The organism is Flavobacterium sp. CAU 1735, from assembly GCF_039888695.1.
In the GTDB taxonomy this organism is placed as follows: domain Bacteria; phylum Bacteroidota; class Bacteroidia; order Flavobacteriales; family Flavobacteriaceae; genus Flavobacterium.
On record NZ_JBDQQQ010000004.1, the window covers coordinates 308277 to 327264 of the forward strand.

Here is an 18988-nt window from a genome sequence, read left to right on the forward strand (position 1 = left end):
TATAAGTATGAAAATCAAAAACATAAATAAAGATGTCCCTAATCTTGATCCAAAATTCTTTTGGGAATATCATTTTGATGAAATGGATTGGGATGAAGCTTACAAAATGGTAATTGGCAGGATTATAGAACGAGGATCACAACAAGAAGCTGATGAATTAGTGCGCTTTTACGGTTATGAAAGAGTAATAAAAGCACTTCGCGATGAAATCTATTTTTTACCAAACTATGGAATCGATAGTGCCATAGAGTTTTTTCCGGAATTAAAAAAAGAAGAAATGTACTGCTATCTAAACAGGCTAGGTAAACCTTACGACTGGTTATAAATACTCAAAATTAAACCATTAAAAAGACCGTAAATGTACATTGGAAAAGCGTATAACAATCCAAAAGACTACGCCATAATGGTTTGCTCGCACGCTCACAAACCACCCCAAGGGGACTTATTGCGTTTCCTTTTGTTTGTCCGCTTCTCCCAATGTGTTTAAATCACTTTCTTTTTTCTGTTTTTCTTTTGAAAAATATATGATGGGGATGGCTGGTAAGCTATTTGTAGTTCTAATACCAATAGAAAGAGGGTATCCTCCTACTTCACGTATCGCCCTGTTTACAAGCTCTTCAGGAATTTCAAATAAAATGATATCGATTTGGTAACAAAATTACTGTCATCATTAGGCAGTTGTTGTCACATTTTTGACCTAAACAACCCAGTTCAAAGATAATAATAAATTATTACTATTCAATAATTTAAAATATCCTTTCTATTGTTTTTGACTTTACCCTTAAAGCTTGCTTATTCAAGCACTTGTTATATATAATATAAATCAAAATGATGCATACAATCTACAAATGAGTATGAATTAATAGTAGCGTAATACAAGTCCAAAATAGATACTTGCAAATAAGCTATGTAAGTATTTTCAGAATACTGCTTACTCAATTTCTCTAATCCCAACATAATTCAGTCGTCGTAATCATAGAAACCCCTTAACTATTCCTTAATTTCTTAAGCAGCTATGCATTAAATCACTAAATTTGAGAGAGTTAATCATCGCTAACAACAATTAAATAGATTATTCTTACTACAGAATATTTCTTAGATAGCGTATACATTTTCTTTGATTAATTATGATGAAGATTTATATAAAATATATGGTCAGTATACGCTGTAAGATGGTGGTAAAAGACGAGTTAAATAAACTTGGGATTAATTATGGCGCTATAGATTTAGGAGAAGTTGAAGTCAAAGAAATTTTATCAGACGAACAACATAATCGATTAAAAGAGGCTTTATTTTTATCAGGCCTGGAGTTAATGGATGATAAGAAAGCAATTTTAATTGAAAAAATAAAAAATGTTATTATTGAGATGGTTCATTATGAAGATGAATTTCCTAAAATAAAAAACTCCGATTACATTAGCGAAAAGCTAAGTTACGATTACACTTATCTGGCGAATCTTTTTTCGGAAGCGACAGGAACTACAATTGAGCATTACATTATTCTTCATAAAATAGAAAAGGTAAAAGAGCTATTGCTCTATGATGAGCTTTCTCTTACGGAAATATCATACAAATTAAACTATAGTAGTGTGGCTCACTTATCCAATCAGTTTAAAAAAATTACCGGGCTGACTCCTTCTTTCTTTAAAAATTTAAAGAAAAAAAACCGAAAAGGACTTGAAAACATGTGAATTATATAATTTATTTTATGGATTATATAATGCTCGGTTTTTGAAAATATCCGAATTTTGATTATAATTCCAAATTGAATTGAGATGGTACCTTAAATCATTATCTATCCATTTTGCTATTACATAATCTGATATATTATGGAAAGTAAAGAAATTGATAAATTATTATCAGATGAAAAAGAGCATCTCAATAAGCTACACAAAATTGTTGAGGACACAATAAAAGCAGAAGAACTTATTATTCAAAATCTTTTGCATCCTCCGATAGAAATGTTAACCAATCAACAAAAATTATCAGATCGATTGGCTCAATTTGGAGGAAGCTGGAAGTTTATTCTTTTATTTGGAATATTACTCTTCATATGGATCGTTTTTAACATTTTTGCCATTGGTTTATACAAGTTTGATCCCTATCCCTTTATCTTAATGAATCTTATACTTTCTTGTATTGCAGCTTTACAGGCTCCTATTATCATGATGAGTCAGAATCGTCAGGAAGAAAAAGACAGAAAGCGAAATGAAAATGATTATCTGATCAATCTTAAAACCGAAATGCAAATCAGAAGTTTGCATCAAAAAATGGATTTACTACTTGAAGAACAAATCAAAACACTTTTTGAAACTCAGGAAAAGCAGTTTAAGATTCTTAAGGATATAAAGTTTAAGCTTGACAAGCTTTCTGCCCTAAAATAAGAGTCCTTATTTTCTTCCTAAGAATACAAAATACAGTTGAGGGCCGTAAATATGTGAATCATATAATACTGCTATTTAATTGTGTAATGTGTTCTATGGCAATTTGACTAACCTTTGTATAGTGAAATCTTTTTCACAATTAAAAACCATAACAATGTGCCCTTCAGAAGTAAATGTGAGCTGGAAACAACAAAAAAGTAGGCTAAAAGAAAAATTCGCCGTACTAACTGACAACGACTTACTGTTTGAACCCGGAAAAGAAGAAGAAATGTATAAAAGACTTCAAATCAAACTCGGTAAAACAAAAGAAGAACTATACAAAATTATTTCAAGATTATAACGCTAAATACTGCTAACAGTAAGGATTGAGCCAATCCCGGTATTTATAACAGTTACCGATTTTTAATCCCTAAACTTATATTAAATGAAGAAAGCAATTTTTTCTCTGGCAATCATGATGATGTTGGCAGGGAGCTTACTCGTAGCATGTCAATCTTATTCTAAAAAAGAAGAAGCATCGCAACGAAAAATAGAACAGTCAAAACTAGACTTGAAGGCTACACGAGACCGAAATAATGCGGAACAACAACGAATCCGTGATGAAGCGTTACGAGTAGAACATCAGCAGGAATGGATCGTGTTTAAAAACGAATCGGAAGCAAAAATTGATGCCAACCAGACACGTATTACCGAATTAAAAGCAGAAATGAGAAAACCCGGAAAAAAATACGATACCCGTTATGCCAGAAAAATTGATAATCTGGAGCAACGAAATCTGGAACTAAGAATGCGAATAAACACGTATAACGATGAGCAATCGGACTGGAATACTTTTAAAAATGAGTTCAACCATGATCTGAATGAAATAGGTTTGGCATTTACAAACCTGACTGTAAACAGTAAAAAGTAATGTAAAATACTAAAATTTATTTGCCTTTTAGCTGTTTGCAGGTAAGAATAACTAATAACATCAAAATCATGAACGTTCCTGATATCGAAAAAGCAAAAGTCTATATAACGGTAGAAATTATAGAATATGTACCGAATGCTGTGGTGATCAAAACAATTCTAAAAAAATCAACCGGAAATATCAGTGTGGTTTCATTTGACAGTGGAGAGGGACTCACAGAGAAAACATCTCCATTTGACACATTCGCTCAGATTATCGAGGGGAAAGCAGAAATTATAATTGACGGCACTTCGTTTTTACTGGAAACGGGGCAATCGATAATTATTCCGGCTCATAAGCCCAATTTAATCAAAGCTAATGAACGGTTTAAAATGATTCTGACGGTAATAAAAAGCGGCTATGAATAATATTGAAACCACCCGGAAACTTATGCGTGAGATCTTTACCATAACGGTAATCATCCAAAAGGAATTTCCGGAGCTCTATGAGCATTTAGGAGAAACACCATTGTTTTTATCCTATGGTGAGGATCAGATGGCCATAATCGATTTCGAACAATATTTAGAATCGATTAAACAGCAATTGTCTATTGCTGAAAAAGATCGTCTGTTACATCAAATGTGTGAATGATATAAAGGATCATATAAATTGTGTAATACTTTCTGTATCAGACAGAAGTACCTTTACAGTGTAATAACAACATTACAAATAAAACTAATTCACAATGAAAGATTCCGTTAAAACTCCTGTGACACCAAATGCGACAAAGTCAAATTGGTATGTACAAAAAGGAAAGCTTAAAGCTAAATTCCCATCATTAACAGATGCTGATTTACATTTCGAGGAAGGAAAAAAAGACGAAATGCTAAGCAGAGTACAAAATAAATTAGGCAAATCCAAAGAGGAATTAACCCAAATAATTAGTGCTCTTTAAAATCTTTAAAAGGAAAATCGTTGGGAATAAATACCTAGCGATTTTTTTATACGTTCGATTCATTTAAAAACAATATCATGAACAATTTCCTCTATATACTTGCGATAGTTTTAATGATACTTTGGGCTGTTGGTTTTTTCGGCTATAGTGCCAGTCCGATAATCCATATTTTATTGATAATTGCAATAATCGTTATATTGATTAGACTCATTAAGGGTGACAAAGCCTTTAAATGATAGACTCGTTTACGATTAAATAGGTGAATGATGTAACTCATAAATGTAGTTGGTCTAACATATAAAACGTATTCCGGCACTCTTTATCGTTTAATAACGCTTTACAAATAAGACAGATACATTATGAGCGATTCTGATAAAATGCCTGATACTAATACTACAACTAATGTAAAAAAAACTCTAATTTGAGGGAACAAAAAAGAAAGCTCAACGCTAAATTCTCTTTCATAATCGATGCTAATTTACATTTTGAAGAAGAAAAAAAGAAGCGATGTTAAATCGCGTACCAATAAACCCTGGTAAGACTGAAGAAGAACTTACCAAAATAACCACTGTCCTTTAATATAATAATTCAAAACAAAATCGCTGAGGAAATAAAAGTTCTTAGCGATTTTTTACAACATTCTTTTCGGTAAGACTATATACACAGAAAGTTAACTTCAATTCTTATCTGTTCAGCACTTTATAAATACGAAAACAAAATGATGATTATCACTCTATTCAATAGGGAAAAACAACTACTAAAATAACGTTACCGATTTTAGTAGTATTATATGCTTACTTACTATACTTTTAATTAAGAAGGAAATGAAAACAATAAAAAATCTGGGCATTTGGATGGATCATTCCGAAGCCTATCTATTAAAGTTTGATACCAACAGTGGTAATACAACGATTATTAGCTTTCCTACGGCATCTCCACATCCTGAGAAACAGCACTTGCTAAAAAAAAGAGAAAAGAGAGTACATAACATTGAGCAGCAAAAAACATTGTCCTATTATAAAAAATTGGGAGCAACAATTATTCACTATCAAAATGTTATTCTTTTTGGAGCAACAGATGCAAAAACCGAATTATTCCATTTTTTAAGATCTGATCACCATTTCGATGCTATAAAAATTGATATTCAGGATACTGATAAAATGACGGAGAATCAAAGAGAAGCCTTTGTTAAAGGTTATTTTTCGAGATTAGTTCAAAAAGATTCTTTTTAAACATCTAAAAAAAAGTGCTATGGCTTTTTTTAACTATATAGAGATCGATAGAGTCGAAAAACTCACAAAAGAAGCGTTTATTGACAATTATTACAACCTTCAAAAACCTCTGGTCATCACCAATCAAGTTGATGATTGGCCAGCGGTTCACAAATGGAGTTTTAAATTTTTAAAAGAAATTGCCGGCGATAAAATCGTTCCCTTATATAATAGTGGAATAGCAGAGTGTATCCCCAAATTAAACGAGCCCGATTTAACTCTTCCGATGTCGCAATATATTGAAATCTTACAGCGAGGACCAACAGACTTACGAATCTTTTTATATAATCTGATGAAAGATGTACCGGATCTGAAAACAGATATAAGATGGCCGGAATTGGGTATTAAACTGATAAAAACTCTTCCGTTTATCTTTTTTGGAGGACAGGGGACTAAAGTATACATGCAGTACGATATCGACTTATCTAATATTTTTGATATTCATTTTGAAGGCAAAAAGCAATGCATACTCGTTACTCCAAATGAAGCACAATATATATATCGCCTCCCTTATTCCTGGATATGTCATGAAAATATTGATTTTGACAATCCTGATTTTGAAAAATTTCCGGCTTTAGAAATGATAACGCCCTATATCACTAATCTTGAACACGGTGAAATGTTATACATTCCCGAAGGATGGTGGTATTACATGAAATACACTACTCCGGGATTTTCATTGCGTTTAAAAGCATTAGCCGGCAGACCCAAAAACCTGCTTAAAGGAATCCGAAATATGACCATTATGCAATATTACGACAATTGGATGCGACAGTATAAAGGACAGGCCTGGTTAAATTATAAGAATAGAGAATCCATACGCCGCACTAATGCCACATTAAAATAAGATGTCGAAAGACTATTCTTTAGCAATAAAAAAAGGCTTGAATTGATCAGCCTACTATTTTTATAAATGAAACCTGATAGTTATATACTTTAATATAAGCTTTAAAAGAAAAACAATTGCCTTACTAATAAGCGATGTTTCTTTTTCCAGCGCACAATACTTAAACAGAAATTATGATTCCTATAGTAAAGCATATAAATACCAAGTGGGTAAAATTCTGTAATACTAATTTAATATTCGTGGGTTAGTTCTAAATAATAGCAAAATAGAATTTAAAGACTAAATGCTGTTAATTTTTAGTAACCAAATACGTTTCTGTTAGAATCGTATCCGATTTACCATCGTATGTTTCTATGATCAAATTTCCATTTGTATCAAAATATCCTATTGAAGTTTTATTCTTGGTAATGTATACATAGTGGTTCGTTGATGTCTTTCTTAATAAGGCTAATTTTTTACTTCCTTGTTTTATTGCATAACCCGCACCATCGGGAGCAATTCTATATTTATTCCCATTTGATAAATAATATGCCGATCTATCCGGTTCAAAGGTTTTTGAACTTCCGTCCGGACTTGTGATTTTTGTTACAGAAGTAGACACGACCGGAGACTCTTTCATCTCTGTATTTAAAGTATGGGGTTTTACATCATTCAACTCAATATTCTGAACTTCCCTAACGGTTTCATTTTTCGTAAATTTTTTGTTTCCATCCGAATTTTTCACTGTAGTAACAGTCGTTTTGGAGGTTTCCTGAACATTTACATTTTGGGCCTTACTATTTAATGCAAATAATAAAGCAACTGTCATTATAGCTATACTTTTCATAAGTTCTTTTTTTGATTCATTAATACACTATAAAGGTAGCCATATATACTTCTATAATTATTTTTATAGTTTTCATAATTCCCATGTTTTAAACACGTTACACTTTGTTTTCTTAAGGGATAGGATCTTACTCCGGACATTGTTTTTCTTGTTCTTTTAAGGAGAATTCCTGTGGTTTTATTTTTCTTAGTCAGCTCAGGGAAATATTTTTCCATTGCTAATCGGGCCATTAAATAACTAACCGTTGATTCTGCTCCTTGATTGAGATTTACATAGTTGTCCTCTAATCCATCATAACAACCTCCGGTTAGCGGATTGTAGATGATTCGGTGCAAATGATTTTTGCCTAAAAACCAATTGAAACCAATGCTCATTTTATTTAAATAGTCCTTTTCTTTATATACTTCATAAAATAAACGCAATGCCAGAATGGTATACGCAACATCTATGGGTTGTTCGCCTCCATTTTTTTCAGGTAGTATCCCTTCCCTATGATGCATCCAGCCATTATTAGAGATTACTTTTATTTTCGTTTTTTTAAATATTTTAGAAAGCAGAAAATTGAAAGTTATTTTTGCCGTTTTTTTGTACTGCTGATCTTCGGTTAAAAGCCAGGCGTAAATCAAGGCTTCAGACAGTACACTGTTGGCATATGTCAGATAACGTTCAAACCAAAGCCATTCGGGATTCGATTCCGTTTCAAACATCTGAACCAAACTGTTCGCCAAACTTCTTACGTTTGTTATATTTTCATCCGACTTCATTTTGAAATTACTGTAATAGATGCCTTTTATAATAAACCCTATGGCACGAGGCGAACGAATTTTAGTACTATTTCTCAAGGCTATTTTCATTGTTGCCTGAGCTTCCGCAACAAATGTTTCAGGTAGTAAATCTCCGATAGAAATAAGATAGCCTAATGCCCAAATGGCTCTACCGTTTGCGTCCTCCAGGTTTACAAGTTTATTTTGTGCCGTAAAATTCTTATTATCGTCTACATAATTTAAAAAATTACCTTCCGGTTGCAGACAATACTTTATAAAGTTAAAATAGCAAACCAGATATTCGATATCGGCTGTATCCTTAGTTGATTCAAAATGTTGACACATGGCAATTAATGCTCTTGCATTGTCGTCTAATGTATATCCCGAAGTCCTATCCGGTTTGTTAATGATACTGAACTGTATGATTCCTATTTCAGTCGTAAGTTTTTTGAGATGATTCAGGTTAATGTCCGGAATTTTATAGTGCAGTGAGAGTTTATGATGGATCAGTTTATCCATTAAAACCGCATGACTGATAGCGGAGTTTTCCCATGCATTCGGAGCCATTTTATGCAGTCCGTTTAAACTGATATTGATTCGCAAAGGCTCATCGTTCAATAAGTGTATCACCTGTTTAGCCAGTTGTTTTGGATTTTCAAAATCGATAATAATTCCGGTATTATTTTCTAATACTTCCAGAGCATGTGAATTGGAGTAGAAATAATCGGACAACCACAGCTTATCGCATATGAAAACGTTCCGCTTACAGCCTGATTGCGATCTTTAGATGTAAATAAGTAAATATCGGTGAGTTGTAAGTATTCTAATAACTCATCCAGAGGGAGGTATTTATTTATGAATTTTACATTTTGTTGTAAGCCTGATTTTTTAATTTTTTCTTTAAGCATTGCCCGATAAACTTCGCCTTCGTGCTTAACCACAGAAGGATGTGTTTTGCCTATTATCAAGAATACAACATCGGGAACTTCTTGGATGATCTCCGGTAGCGCATCAAGGGTCGTTTCTATACTTTTCCCGGAGCTTAACAATCCGAAAGTAGCCAGTACCTTTTTTCCGGATAATCCATACTTCCGTTTTAGAACATCTTTGTCTGTATGGGCTACTAAATGGATTCCGTGCGGTATAATTGATATTTTGTGAGGAGATACAGAATAATCATCGATTAATATTTTTTTAGACGAATGAGTCATTACAATAACTGCTTTAGCAAATGAAATCAGTTTTTGAACCGATCGTTTAAAAAGCTCATCCGGTTGTGGCAATATTGTATGGAATACAATTATAATCGGTTTGGTAATGATCGTCAGCAATGTGATAAAATCAGTCTCGTTTGTCCTGAATAATCCAAATTCATGTTGAATTAACACCATTTGTATGGCATCATTTTTATTAATGTTTTCCGCTAAATCGATATACGATTTCTGATTGTCACTTTCAAGGACATAGGCCACTTCTTTTGGGTAAGAATGTTTGTACTTTGATGTCTCAACGGCACACACTTTAATTAAAAAAGAGCTCTGAAATTTATTATTCAGTGCTGTAATTAAATCCTGAGAATAGGTTGCAATTCCACATTCTCTGGGAGGATAACTGGATATAACTAAAATTTCGGACGTTCTGTTTTCTGATGCCGCTTTTTTTTGTTCTAAGGTTAATCGAATAATATCGCGTTGTATCTTATTTTTCATTATGAATATTCATTAATTCTTTTAATAATTCAGAAATACTGATTGATGCAACGGCGATACGTTCGTCGGCAGCACCATAATAGATGTATAATGTATCGTCAAATAAACTGGTCCCGGTTGGAAAACATACATTATTTACTTCACCTTTCAATTCCCATTCCTGATCAGGCTTAAATAAAGCATAGGGTAATCGAGCAATTTCATTTCTTGGATTTTTTAAATCCAGTAAAGCTGCGCAAGCAGAATAAATATAGCCATGCTCCGAATCCTGAACACCATGATATATGATTAACCAACCAAATGCGGTCTCAATTGGGGGACAACCTCCACCTATATAACTTGATTCATGTTTGTATTTTGGAGAAAGAACAATCGATTCATCAATGTTTAAAAAATAATGCTGCCAAAATTCATATGTCAATTCCTTTAAATCGTTTACTTCTACTATAATTTGGATATCGGGCTTTATTCTATGCAAAAAGCATAATTTGTCATTAATTTTCCGCGGAAAAAAAATCAGGTTTTTATCCCATAAATAAACACCTGCTGTATCACTATGAAAAATCCTGTTGTGTTCATTATAAACCAGGCATCGGGTCTTACTTTCTGCTCCATGCTCTGTTAGTCTTATAAATTCCTGATAGGTAATTTGAGGTACTATGATTCCTTGTTTTTTAAAGTGAATTAAGTCACTTGAGAGCGCGAGTGCCCCTAATGCATTTACGCCATTATAAGCCGTATATGTCAAAAAGTAAGTGTCTTCAATTTTTACAAGTCGGGGATCTTCCAACCCTTGTGATTCATAACTATACTCTGATGAAAGAAAGGCTGTAGTGCGTCTTTCCTTTACCAAAACAGGACCGTCTAATTCACAATAACCGATACTGGAAAAATTACCTTTACTCACAGCCCGGTAAAAAAGATGGACACTATTTCCTTCTTTAATGACCGCGGGATTTAAAACGCCTCCGTTTTCAAAATCCAGATTGGTTTTCTCGAGTATAATCCCCTTTTTTTTTACAGTTATCATACTCTACATTTAAATAATTAATGCTTTTAGGATCAGACTCTTCCGGTTAGGTAAAATGTTTTTCTTTTTTATGAAATACATTTTATATTCAATTGCATATCTATCAAATTGAGAAATGTAAGAATACTATTAGATTTACAGGCCGATTTCTTCAATCGGACAACGTCTGTTTTCTTTTTTTTCTTTAAAATGTGAAGGTGAAAAGCCCGTTACTTTTTTAAATTGTGTAGACAAATGCGCCAGACTGCTATAATGCAATTTTAAAGCAATTTCACTTATGTTCAGTTCTCCATAAAACATTAGTTCTTTCGCACGTTCAATTTTGTGGGAAATGATAAACTGTTCAATCGTGATTCCCAGACTTTCAGAGAAAAGGTTGGCCAGGTAAGTATAGTTATAATTTAGTTTTTGGCTTATATAGTTCGAAAAATTTATCTTGATTATTTTATCTGAATAATGCACCATTTCAACGATAGCACCTTTTATGCTTTCTATTAAAATAGCTTTCCTTTCATCAATTAATTCTAGACCTAGAGCAGATAAGCCATTATTAAGTTGTTGTTTGTCTTTTAAAGAAATATTTTCTAGAATATCTACTTCCCCTAAATTGATCGCAACAATATGCAGTCCGAGCTTTTTGAGTTCATCTCTAACCGCAATCTTACATCGGTTACTTACCATATATCGGATGTAAAGTTTCAAAATAGTTTAATTTGATCAATATTTTAAAATTAATATTAATAACTAACTATTGGTTACTAAATTATTTTATAAAGTTGTAAAATTCACACTTTACACAATGACCATTATGGTTATATTCATAATATGGGTAAATTATTGTAGATACTTTTTCATTTTTACCTTTAAATAGTGTATCAATTTTTAGAAAAGCCAATAGGCAATTTCTGTAGACAATATTCCTATCCCGGCGCCGGCAACTACATCTCCAACGCAATGTTTGTCGTTTAAAACCATATAAACGCCTGTAAATAATACAAATACACATCCAGCAATACTTAATCAAAAAGATTCTTCCTGGTATTCGCGGAACAAAAAATGAGCTGATGAAAACGCTGTTGTAGTATGTCTGGAAGGGAAGGAAAATTTATTTGTTTTATCCGGTCGCTCTTCTTTCACCAAGTAGTTTGAAAGCATTACTATGGACACTGGCTGATAGAAGTTGAGATGTTAAATAAATTATAATTCTATCTCTAAGATTATGCTTTCCCTTTACACCCAAAAGATTTAGGCTATAAACTGCAGCGGCTGTTGCATATTGTGTATAGTTATCAAAAAACTATGCTTAGGACTATCCTCATTTACTTCAAACTGTGGGTAGCTATTGATGTTTTTTATATCTTTGGATATAAGGCTTAACGTACCATAGGTAATAAGTACGGTAGGTACAATTAGTTTTTTGTAATACTTATGACCTTCTTTTTGTTTTATAAAATTTATAATATGTAAATCACTTACAACTTAAGATTCTATTATATTCCTTCTTACTCATTATACCTTTTACAAATTCATTATACTGAATAGATGTTAATCCCAATTGCTTAATAGTTATTTTAGTTCTGCTTTCTCCAAATTTTTCATCGCTTAAAGAAGGCAACGTTATCATACCGTAATATTTATTTCCTATAATGATTTTTGCAGTATCATGCCTGCCATTCTTATAAATATCCTTCGTTGGAATTATTTCGCGAATGGCAACATTTACTTCTTTTTCAGTAAATATTATGAATTTTCCCATTTACTTTAATATTTTTTCAAATTCTTTTTTGAGCTTGACTGCGTTACCTGAAGGGATATAACCACCATTAAATAAGTCCTGATACAGATTCTTCAGATCCTCTTTTAACTCTTCGATAGTTTCATTTAAATCATCACTTTTTGCATACAAATTCAAGTCTTGAACTATGGATAGGTATTCATTATTCTCTCTTAGCACCTTCACTTTCAATGGGCGTACTAACGGGACTCCCTCAATAAAATTGATGAAATGATACATTTTACTACTACACGATTTTATATTTTATGCAATTTCATTGCATCTTAATTTTCAGAATTAATCTTCTGGAATTTGCCGATTAATCAATTGTACACCAACAAATTTTATTAATTTACATGTAGTATCGAACTATCCTTAACACAAAACTACAGTAAAATGTTTCGCCAAATTAAATTATAGGAACTCCAGACAAAATATAAAATCGTTCTAAATAGCAATACGTTATAATATCCTGTATCCAGAACTTACATAAGGACATCAAAAAACACTAATCCCGTTTTTGGAACATCTTAAAAAAATAAAGATTCAGAAGAAATTGAGCATACCCGTAAACAGCGTCTTCAATAGGAATGGTAAGTAATCGTATATTCAAAAATTCTTCCGGATTGTAATTCACAATCGGTGCCTCCAGTCCTGTACCGGTTAATACGCCATTCACCGGAAAAAAGCCAAGCATTAATATGAAAAACACCAGAGAAGCTTTTCCGATCCAATCTACCCGGGCTATAAAATGTAAAAAGATCAAGGTTAGCATTGTAATAATTGCCGTAACTAAAGTATAAATTTTATCCGCATGCAATAAAGCAAATACGGCACATACAATCACGCTGATAAATACGATGATATTGTTCCAGGCTATAGCCCAGTCAAGGTTAAAAAACTTATCGAGACAGAAAAATGTAAAGAGGCACGAAAACGGAATGCATATAAAAAACAACCACTCTTCCAGTGGTAAACCAAAAAGGCTAATGCCAAGGGTATAAGCTTTATTAAACCACCAGACCCCTATTTTTGCAAAAAAGATATCCCATATTATAAATGGTATTGCAACCAATATACTGGCCTTTAAAAAGGCAGAAAATTGTTTATTGAACTGTATCCTTTTGTCAAATGAAAAAATAAAGCAAATAATTACGGTAAGTAAATTAACCAATAAATAGGTATATGGTTTCATTATTGTTTAGCGTTAAAATACATTCTGAAATATCTCAAGGGAACCCATAAAAAACCGAAACATTCTCCATTATGCTTACCGGTATGTTTATGATGTTGTTTATGTGCTCTTCGGATAGCCAGAAAATAGGGATTTTGTGTTTTCTGCAATGTTTTTATTCGTTGGTGAATAAAAATATCGTGCACCCAAAAATAAGCTATCCCATATAGGGTAATACCCAAACCTATGAAAAACCGGTAATCAAAATTGTTTAAAGAACCCAAATATAATAAGGCAATGGCCGGTAATGCAAAGATTACAAAAAAGTAATCATTTTTTTCAAGTGGTCCTTTATTGGTGTGATCGTGATGATCCCGATGTAAAACCCATAAAAATCCATGCATCACATATTTATGGATAATCCAGGTGGCGACTTCCATTAGTATAAATGTTAAAAGAACGATACTAAAATTCATATCGGTTTGAAAGTTTAATTAAACAATAGTTCCTGTGTAAATGAAACCGGTTAAGTATATATTCCCGTCTTTTACAGGTATAAAACATGTTAAAACACCTAAATTCAACGAATTACTAATTGTAGCCGCATTGAAAAAAGCGGTTTTGATACATGTAATGGTTGTTTTCTTTTAGATCGGTATATCATCGTATTTCTTTTTTAACGACTTTGGCAATCATATTCTTTAGTAATGTTGAGGTTATGCTGTTTTTGTTTTCGTGAATAAATTGCAAATCTTGTTCTACTTCGTTGTTGTATCCTAAAAAAGAAGGACAATTTTGCTGAATCGATAATCGGATAAAACGAATTTCAATATTGTCCGGGTTCTCTTTTACAGCATTTTCGATGTCTTTTTTTCCCTTATTAAAAGCATTGAGTTTGACAATCGGATTGATGGCATGACTGGCCCATATTGTTTTGAAAGCCCCCCTGTAAGCAAGATAAACACTATTTCCGTTTTTAGTATGCAACTGCACCAACATGGCTTTACACAGCTTTTTATCGGATACCGCTTTGATGTAATTTGCCCGTATAAAATCCATCTCCTTATCAGGATAATCATTATCTGCTACCTTTGTAAGATAGGGAAAAAGCAGTAGCAACACCATCAATAACTTCATAAAACAGCTATTTTATATTGTACATAACTGCTCATCGCAAGGGATAACTTTTGACTATTGGGAATACGGATCCGTTGCGACATTATTTTCTCCGCCGGAGTGTTTTTAATTTTAGTAAACAATGACAAATAATATTTATAGGCCAGGTAGACTCCGAATCGGGACGAAGCCGGTAGCATTTTGATCCCGATAAGCGCTTCTTTAAATTCCGTTTCGATTTCAGCTTCAATCTGATGCTTAATCTCCGGACTAAAAAGTTTCATTTGGATATTAGGGAAATAAGTACGTCCCAAAATCTGATAGTCGTCTTTTAGATCTCTTAAAAAATTTACTTTCTGAAAAGCAGAACCCAATTTCATCGCATAGGGTTTTAGTTTTTCAAACGAAGTCTTGTCTCCATCCACAAATACCTGAAGACACATAAGTCCCACCACTTCGGCGGAACCTAAAATGTATTCCTGATAGCGCTCGGAATTATAATCTGTCGGATGTAAGTCCATTTCCATACTATGCAGAAACTGCGCGATTAAGGATGGATCGATTTTATAACGGTTCACGGTTTCCTGAAAAGATTGTAATATCGGATTTAGCGAAATCCCTTCCTGGAGTGCCGTGTTGGTCTCATTTCGAAAGCGCTCCAGTAAAGTGGCTTTGTCATAATCGTGGAAACTGTCAACAATTTCATCTGCCAGTCGCACATAACCATAAATAGCATATATCGCAGGTCTGATGGCGGGCTTTAAAGCCAGAATACCCAGAGAGAAGCTGGTACTGTATTTTTCGGTCACAATTTTGCTAACCTTATAGGATAGTTCATCAAATAGCTTTTTCATACCGGGATATTTTAAGTTTATCTACTTCTTTTGCAACGATATTACCTGATATAATAGAAGGGGGAACTCCCGGTCCGGGTACTGTTAGCTGACCGGTGTAAAACAGATTACTTATATGTTTGTTTTTAACCGATGGTTTTAATACCGCCGTTTGATTTAGCGTATTGGCCAATCCGTAAGCATTACCGCCGTAAGCATTGTAATCGTTTATAAAATCGCTGACACAATAACTTTTTTTATAATCTAATTTTGACTTCAAGTTCTTAGTTCCGGTATGTTTTTCAATACGTTCCAACATTTCATCTAAATACTTCTCTCGAATCGATTCCGCATCGGAAAGCCCAGTGGCAAGGGGTATTAATAAAAAAAGGTTTTCACACTCTTTCGGGGCGACCGTAGGATCAGTTTTTGACGGACAACAGGCGTAGAACAATGGTTTTTCCGGCCATTTTTTGGTGTTGTAAATCGTATCGACATGTTCGTCCAGGTCGTTTTCAAAAAACAACGTATGGTGTTTCAAGCTAGGAATCCGTTCCTTAAACCCCAGATAGTAAATTAAACAGGAAGGCGCAAAGGTTCGGGAAGCCCAATACTTTTCATCATAATTTCGCATTTCGGGTTCCAACAGCGTTTCTGTATGATGATAGTCACAGGATGCTATTATGCCATCAAACGCCTGGAATGTTCCGTTAACGATTAATCCTTTAGCCTGACCTTGTTCTACAACAATCTGATCAATATTTTGATTAAAATGAAAATGTGCACCTTGTTCTTCTGCTACTTTTTTCATTGCAATAACCAATTGATAAAAACCACCTGCAGGATACCAGGTTCCCAGAGCATAACCGCCATAATTCATCAGACTATACAAGGCCGGAATTTTGATTGGCGAAGCCCCGAGAAATATAACCGGAAATTCCATTAGCGTTCTTAGCTTGGGATTGGAAAAATAGCGCCCTACATAGCTTCTGAAATTAGTAAGCAAATTCAGTTTTAAAGCTGTGCCCGCGATTTTGGGTGACATGAATTCAAACCAACTGTGACAAGGCTTATTTACAAATTCACGCATTCCAACATCATATTTGAATTTGGCAGCTTTCATAAATACATCCAGTCTTTTACCGGCTCCTTTTTCAATATCCTCAAATAAAGCTTTGAGTGCTTCATAAGATTTCGGAACACTGACTTTTTCATCCTTGAAAATCATTTCAAACTGCGGATTTAAAGCTATAAGGTCGTAAAAATCGGAAGTACGATAACCAAAGTCATTAAAAAATGATTCGATAATGTCAGGCATCCAATACCAGCTTGGTCCCATATCAAAGGTGTATCCGTTAGTCGTTTGGAACTGCCGGGCTCTTCCGCCGGGCTGACTTTGCTTTTCAAAAACATGAACCTCATTGCCCGACTGTGCACAATATGAAGCTGCCGACAAACCCGAAATCCCGGAACCGATTATTGCAATTTTCTTTTTCATAGCCAATACTTTTTAGACTGTAAAATAGGCCGTATTCACTTTTTGCAAAAGCTCATGACTATCTATCTGTTGAGAAAAAATCGGGTGATGAAAATCATCCAGCTTATTTAACAACCGTATTAATTGCATTTTTTCGGAATGAGAAAGATCTCCAGAAACAATTTGGGTTGCAAGTCGTATTTTCCCCATTTGAGCATCTAATGATTGTAAGCCTTCCAGTGAAATTTCAATTATCTTACTCCTTTTATCCGTTTCGGAATCATTTTGTATGACCCAGCCGTTTTTAATTAATCGGTTTATAATCTGCATTCCAGTTGGCTTATCCTGAATGTTTTTCTTGATAAGTTCCATTTTGGTCATTGCGCCAAAGGCTTTCAAATTGATCAAATAAATAAAATCTTCCTGAGTCGAAAATTCAGAATCCTGTATTGCCGACTTGGAGTAGGCTTTAGCATATCGATTCATGTGCACCAATAAAGTACTGATTACACTCTCCGGACTTCTTCCCTCCATTTTACCTTCCCAATCAGGTTCATCTAAAGAAAAGTCCGTTTGTTTTTCGCTCTCAAAAAACCATCTTTTAAAACCACTTACATCTTTGGCATAACCATAATTGCTATTCTCCTTTTCGAATTTTTCAACAAGTTGAATAACGTCCTGAACAAGCTGATAGTTCATAAATCATTTTTTAGTATGTAAATATACTATTTTTAAAAATAAAAGAACTATTAAATACTAAAAAACATATTCACAATGCTTAGACATTTTATTTTAGAAGAGAAAGACAAACTGAGTTACTCAATAATCCTTTAACTATCGGATGAATTCTTCATGTAGACATCATCTAAAATAAATAAAGAAAGTATCTGACCATTTAGCGGATTGGAAATTTATGTATACCTTGATAATTGAAATGAAATTTAAAATTACAAAAGCAATAAAAAGCAGAATTTTTAATTTATTATCAGTCAATCATTTGTCATTATTTGACTACAAAGGTTCGAGAGGATTTGAACAATAAAAAAATACACTATAAATCATTGGTTTAAAATGAATTAAACAATAAAGCGGAGAAAAAGGTTCCTAAACTTAATTTTATAACACTTTACTAGTGTCTTGGTTATGCTACATTTTCGATCCATGGTAACTATTCTGTAACGATTTAAAAAACAATTTTTCATCAAATTATCACTATTTGTCATTACCACGTTTACAAAATAATAAGCCTTGAGATTAAAAATCTTAGGGACAAATTTGTTTTTTCTTCATTATTCAGAAGATAGTCGCGGAGAAAGAGGATTCATACAATATTTCCATTAACGAATTAGATTAATGTTAGATCCTACACTTCAACGTACAGACATAGCTACGTATAGCCGTACAAACAGTGGCACACAAGTACAACCACTCAGCTACTTTAATATTTAACGGTAAGCTAATCACACAAGCTTCGAGTATACGGATGAAATTTCGGTTGTTTAACAACCGTTCATCTTGCCGTTTGCAGGAACTAAGCAAACTGCTACCTTCCTACTAAAAAAATCCTGATTTTAAAATCCAGTTTTACACGCGGATCACAACCTAATATTTCATATTTATTTTATCAATTATTGGTTACCACGAAGTAACAGCAAGGTGTGTTTTGAGCAGCTTGAAATACTTTCCGCTGCTCAAAACGCCTTGCGACGTTAGGGGGCACTTTGCTATTCCCATTGGGAAATAGCAAGGTGTGTTTTCGTAAGACAAAAACCTTTTTGTCATACAAAACCCCCTGCCCCTAACGAGGGAAAATTTGGCTCCGAAGTCGCAAATTATTAAGAAGCATTTTTATTTATTTATCCGATTGTAGTAATTACCATTAAGCGACCTACAAACATTACGTATTTACACTTAAATAGCTGATTATCAAAAGGGGAAA

At 33.5% G+C, this 18988-nt stretch carries 24 protein-coding genes; 11 read left to right on the forward strand and 13 right to left on the reverse strand.

Going from position 1 to position 18988, the window contains the following annotated elements; genetic code table 11:
- Positions 1-7: 7 nt before the first annotated feature.
- The 11 genes from AAFN64_RS11825 (at position 8) to AAFN64_RS11875 (ending at position 6346) form a co-directional block, all read left to right on the forward strand.
- Positions 8-325 (forward strand): hypothetical protein, encoded by a 318-nt coding sequence (locus AAFN64_RS11825; protein ID WP_347760591.1) that lies wholly within the window; start codon positions 8-10, stop codon positions 323-325.
- A gap of 805 nt (positions 326-1130) precedes the next feature.
- Entirely contained in the window at positions 1131-1691 is a 561-nt protein-coding gene (locus tag AAFN64_RS11830) for an AraC family transcriptional regulator (protein WP_347760607.1), read from the forward strand.
- A gap of 138 nt (positions 1692-1829) precedes the next feature.
- A complete protein-coding gene (locus AAFN64_RS11835; protein WP_347760592.1) occupies positions 1830-2384 on the forward strand; it encodes a DUF1003 domain-containing protein in 555 nt (184 codons plus the stop codon).
- A 154-nt stretch (positions 2385-2538) separates the two neighbouring features.
- Complete coding sequence (locus AAFN64_RS11840; protein WP_300492239.1) at positions 2539-2724, forward strand: general stress protein CsbD; 186 nt, start codon at positions 2539-2541, stop codon at positions 2722-2724.
- Positions 2725-2808: 84 nt separating this feature from the next.
- Entirely contained in the window at positions 2809-3294 is a 486-nt protein-coding gene (locus AAFN64_RS11845) for a hypothetical protein (RefSeq protein WP_300492238.1), read from the forward strand.
- A 68-nt stretch (positions 3295-3362) separates the two neighbouring features.
- Positions 3363-3701 (forward strand): cupin domain-containing protein, encoded by a 339-nt coding sequence (locus AAFN64_RS11850; protein ID WP_300492236.1) that lies wholly within the window; start codon positions 3363-3365, stop codon positions 3699-3701.
- A complete protein-coding gene (locus AAFN64_RS11855; RefSeq protein ID WP_300492235.1) occupies positions 3694-3924 on the forward strand; it encodes a hypothetical protein in 231 nt (76 codons plus the stop codon). The genes AAFN64_RS11850 and AAFN64_RS11855 overlap by 8 nt, the downstream gene beginning before the upstream one ends.
- A gap of 94 nt (positions 3925-4018) precedes the next feature.
- Complete coding sequence (locus AAFN64_RS11860; RefSeq protein WP_347760593.1) at positions 4019-4228, forward strand: general stress protein CsbD; 210 nt, start codon at positions 4019-4021, stop codon at positions 4226-4228.
- A 77-nt stretch (positions 4229-4305) separates the two neighbouring features.
- The gene (locus AAFN64_RS11865) at positions 4306-4464 is read left to right on the forward strand and encodes a lmo0937 family membrane protein (protein WP_300492232.1); all 159 of its coding nucleotides are present in this window, start codon (positions 4306-4308) and stop codon (positions 4462-4464) included.
- Positions 4465-5052: 588 nt separating this feature from the next.
- Positions 5053-5460, forward strand: a complete 408-nt coding sequence (locus AAFN64_RS11870; RefSeq protein WP_300492231.1) for a hypothetical protein — start codon at positions 5053-5055, stop codon at positions 5458-5460.
- 19 nt (positions 5461-5479) lie between these two features.
- The gene (locus AAFN64_RS11875; RefSeq protein ID WP_347760594.1) at positions 5480-6346 is read left to right on the forward strand and encodes a cupin-like domain-containing protein; all 867 of its coding nucleotides are present in this window, start codon (positions 5480-5482) and stop codon (positions 6344-6346) included.
- A 289-nt stretch (positions 6347-6635) separates the two neighbouring features.
- On the opposite strand, the gene AAFN64_RS11880 is transcribed toward AAFN64_RS11875, so the two are convergent.
- From AAFN64_RS11880 to AAFN64_RS11940, 13 genes are all read right to left on the reverse strand, one after another.
- Complete coding sequence (locus tag AAFN64_RS11880) at positions 6636-7172, reverse strand: hypothetical protein (protein WP_347760595.1); 537 nt, start codon at positions 7170-7172, stop codon at positions 6636-6638.
- Complete coding sequence (locus AAFN64_RS11885) at positions 7169-8668, reverse strand: hypothetical protein (RefSeq protein WP_347760596.1); 1500 nt, start codon at positions 8666-8668, stop codon at positions 7169-7171. The genes AAFN64_RS11880 and AAFN64_RS11885 overlap by 4 nt, the downstream gene beginning before the upstream one ends.
- Positions 8623-9645 (reverse strand): glycosyltransferase, encoded by a 1023-nt coding sequence (locus tag AAFN64_RS11890; protein ID WP_347760597.1) that lies wholly within the window; start codon positions 9643-9645, stop codon positions 8623-8625. Before AAFN64_RS11890 ends, AAFN64_RS11885 begins: the two co-directional genes overlap by 46 nt.
- Entirely contained in the window at positions 9635-10675 is a 1041-nt protein-coding gene (locus AAFN64_RS11895; protein ID WP_347760598.1) for a pesticidal protein Cry7Aa, read from the reverse strand. The genes AAFN64_RS11890 and AAFN64_RS11895 overlap by 11 nt, the downstream gene beginning before the upstream one ends.
- Positions 10676-10810: 135 nt before the next feature.
- Entirely contained in the window at positions 10811-11356 is a 546-nt protein-coding gene (locus AAFN64_RS11900; protein ID WP_300492224.1) for an AraC family transcriptional regulator, read from the reverse strand.
- Positions 11357-12143: 787 nt separating this feature from the next.
- On the reverse strand, positions 12144-12431 hold the full coding sequence (locus AAFN64_RS11905; protein WP_347760599.1) for a hypothetical protein: 288 nt from the start codon (positions 12429-12431) through the stop codon (positions 12144-12146).
- Positions 12432-12689, reverse strand: a complete 258-nt coding sequence (locus AAFN64_RS11910) for a hypothetical protein (RefSeq protein ID WP_347760600.1) — start codon at positions 12687-12689, stop codon at positions 12432-12434.
- A 268-nt stretch (positions 12690-12957) separates the two neighbouring features.
- Positions 12958-13644, reverse strand: a complete 687-nt coding sequence (locus tag AAFN64_RS11915) for a lycopene cyclase domain-containing protein (RefSeq protein ID WP_347760601.1) — start codon at positions 13642-13644, stop codon at positions 12958-12960.
- Positions 13644-14099: a sterol desaturase family protein gene (locus AAFN64_RS11920; protein WP_347760602.1), complete on the reverse strand. Its 456-nt coding sequence runs from the start codon at positions 14097-14099 to the stop codon at positions 13644-13646. Before AAFN64_RS11920 ends, AAFN64_RS11915 begins: the two co-directional genes overlap by 1 nt.
- 184 nt (positions 14100-14283) lie before the next feature.
- A complete protein-coding gene (locus AAFN64_RS11925; protein ID WP_347760603.1) occupies positions 14284-14760 on the reverse strand; it encodes a hypothetical protein in 477 nt (158 codons plus the stop codon).
- The gene (locus AAFN64_RS11930) at positions 14757-15593 is read right to left on the reverse strand and encodes a phytoene/squalene synthase family protein (RefSeq protein WP_347760604.1); all 837 of its coding nucleotides are present in this window, start codon (positions 15591-15593) and stop codon (positions 14757-14759) included. Before AAFN64_RS11930 ends, AAFN64_RS11925 begins: the two co-directional genes overlap by 4 nt.
- Positions 15577-17070: an oleate hydratase gene (locus AAFN64_RS11935; RefSeq protein ID WP_347760605.1), complete on the reverse strand. Its 1494-nt coding sequence runs from the start codon at positions 17068-17070 to the stop codon at positions 15577-15579. Before AAFN64_RS11935 ends, AAFN64_RS11930 begins: the two co-directional genes overlap by 17 nt.
- A 12-nt stretch (positions 17071-17082) precedes the next feature.
- Positions 17083-17748 (reverse strand): MarR family transcriptional regulator, encoded by a 666-nt coding sequence (locus AAFN64_RS11940; protein WP_347760606.1) that lies wholly within the window; start codon positions 17746-17748, stop codon positions 17083-17085.
- Positions 17749-18988: the final 1240 nt, after the last annotated feature.